Source organism: Phycisphaerae bacterium (assembly GCA_012729815.1).
GTDB lineage: Bacteria > Planctomycetota > Phycisphaerae > JAAYCJ01 > JAAYCJ01 > JAAYCJ01.
On sequence record JAAYCJ010000327.1, the window covers coordinates 1 to 2,931 of the forward strand.

At 62.7% G+C, this 2,931-nt stretch carries 1 protein-coding gene; it reads left to right on the top strand.

The annotated features are described in order from the left end of the window. Nucleotides 1-218 precede the first annotated feature (218 nt). The coding region (locus tag GXY33_21355) for a carboxypeptidase regulatory-like domain-containing protein (protein NLX07694.1) at nucleotides 219-2,931 on the top strand (2,713 nt) is incomplete at its 3' end.

Sequence of the window (2,931 nt, forward strand, 5' to 3'; positions counted from 1 at the left end):
ACTGCTGCGACGACCACGCCGTCGCCCTCTGCGGCGACCGCCTCGCCTACGCCCGAGCCCTTGTCGCCCTCGAAACCCTCCGGCCGCCAACCGCCGACCTCGCCCTCGCCGCCGCTGGTGGATCGCTCCTGGCTCGGATCAGGCGCCTGGTCGGTTCACCCGACCCGCAAGCCACGCCGGGCCACCGCTGGAAAGCGGGCCTGATCGGTTTGGCACTCGTGGCCGGCCTGACCGTCGGTCTCTACTGGGCGAATCTCGCCCGGGCTGAGGGCGAGGCGCCCGAGGACCCGGAGATTCAGTCCACCAAACAACTTCTCTTTGAGATCCGCGACGCCTACGCCAAGGCTGTCCAGGACCTGCGCCACCTGGAGATCGTCGCCTCCAGCCGGCTCTACGAGTGGGACGATACGCAGCAGGAGTGGGTATCCACCCCCGCAAGAACCCATGCCCGGGCCTGGATTGAGGAATTGCCACGCGGGAGGACCCGCATCGAATTCGATCCACAAATTCTGCCTTGGACCAATGGCGCTCGGCCCTACGCTGAGAACCGCTACCTTCTCGCCTACGACGGCGAAGCATTTCGCAAGATTGACTTTGTCTACAACCATGAGCGCGGGATCTATACGTCCCGACTTTCGGACACGCAAGCAGGCTGGCAACGGGTACTGGATGCGCCTTGGTCAATTGGCACAGATTTGCTGCTTATGGAAATGAATGGTGGTCCCCTGCATGGGCTGTCTGAGGCAATCAGAATCGCCGAAGCAGGACTGCTGGAGAGTAAGCACGTCTACGCCCACGCTGCCGAGGTGATCGAGGGCAGTCGCGCTGTCGTGCTGGTCGAGATCGGGCCAGATCGGTACGAAATCCACAAGAAGTACCGCCTTAATCCTGAGCGGAACTTCGCCTTGCTCAGCCACGAAAGCTTCGGCAAAGGCGGTTTCGCCCGGAACCGCAGACCCTACGCCGGTCTCTACGTTCGTACAGCCGAGCAAATCTCGGACCACATCTGGTTACCGACGGAGTGGATGGGTTTCTGGCAACCGCCAAACTCCAACCGGCGGGCCTCGCTACAAACCCACAAGGTCCAATCGATTCGCACTTACGACCCCGCATCGTCCGAGACCATCTTCACCGCCGCCGATATTGAGCTTGGATCGATCACCGAGCAGATGCCGATCGGTCCGCTGAGCGTCAACCCGCCGCCCGGATTTGAAGAACCACCGCCGCCGGAGGCATTTCTTCCAAAGGAGGATGGTCAACCCGCCCCGGCCGATGAGGAGGAAGCCCTGCGGGGACACCTGGCCCTCAAGCAGTGGGACCAAGCGGCCAAACTCACCGCCACCGCCACCCAACCCGCCGAGGCCGACTACTGGGAGGGTCCGCTTCGTTTCGACAGGCCTGTCCTCCTCAACATCGATGCCGATGAGCTCGAGGCCCACTGGATCGAGTTTGCCTGCACGGACAGCCGGATCGAAGGCAGGCTGCATGTCAGCTATCCGTCCGGTCCCAAGGCCAAGTGGCTGATCCGCGTGCAACTGGCTGATGATAAGGGCCTCACCTACGGCAGCGTCGTCCGCGAGTTCGAGAACAGCGGAATCATCAAGGGTGTCGCCAAGATCCACAACGAGGACCTGGTTTTCACCTTTGCCCGCGAAGGGAATATCGACCAAGCGACCCGCTTCCGCGTCTACGCCGAGGACCTCTATGCCCCGCCAAGCGAGAAGGATAGGCAGCACAAACCCTTCGAAGTCTTCGGACGAGTGACCGATGGGGACGGCAAGCCCATCTCCGACGTGGAGATCACCGCCCATGCGGGAATAGGCACACTTCGACGGACCGGTATCACGGTCAGCGGGCCTGATGGCCGATACACCCTCCGCTTCGGACCCGGAATCCTTGTCTCAAACACGCCTCTGAACGTCGGCACCCAAGCCGCCACCATCTGCGCACGCACGGAGGGCTTCTACGAACAGAACCTCTGCCGACACGGGAACCTGGGTATCACGGATGAACCTGAGCCAGCGGATCACAGCCATTACGTGGACCTGGTCCGGCCGGACCAGCCCTACCGCCTCGATTTCGTCATGGTGCCTGCCGCCCGGATCGAGGGCCGCCTCACTGACACCACGGGCCAGCCCATCCGGCAAGAGAACAAGCTGCACCTGACCGGCGAAGAGCTCTATCCCTCCAGCAGCGTCCTTGCCGGTATCACCACCGACGCCGACGGCCGTTTTGTCGTCGAAAGCGTCCCCTGCAAGTCCTTCTGGTTCGAGTACGACGACGCCCGTACCGAAGCCATCGACTTTGCCGAGTCTGCGACCTATCACCTGATCCTCGTGCGCGATCAGGTCAAGGGAACGTTGAAGCTCAGCGAACGGTCATCAACGCCGATGTCCCAGACCCGTCCCGCCTCCAGCCAGCCGGGCGGGAAAGCGGACGCACCAGCCGCGTACGAACTCCACGGCACCGTCATCGACGCGCCGGATTTCCACAAGGCACTCGATTTTCTGGAAAACGCTCGGTTCGCATCGGACGAGGAGTTCCGGCTGGCTTTCGACTCAATTCCGCAGCCCGGACACGCCGGTGACGCCGTTGTCACGCTGGTTGGCCGGTCAACCGCCAAAACGACCGTCACCGATGCCGAAGGGCATTTCAGCTTCACCGGTCTGCCGCCCGGTCACTACAAGGTCTCCGCCACAGCCCCCTCGCGCCCTACCGGAATCAAAGGCGTCACTCGGACGGCCACGGCGGAAGCGGAAGCCCGCGTCGAGGTCGGCTCTCCCTATATCCCTCCTCTGACGCTGAAGCTCTCCACGCTTCGCGTCACGATCAAAGGCCGCATCATCAGCCCAGACGGCCGGCCCATTCCGAGCGCAAAGGTGACCGGCGTCCTGGATGTCCACGACACTGCCTATGAGCAGTTTCTGGAGG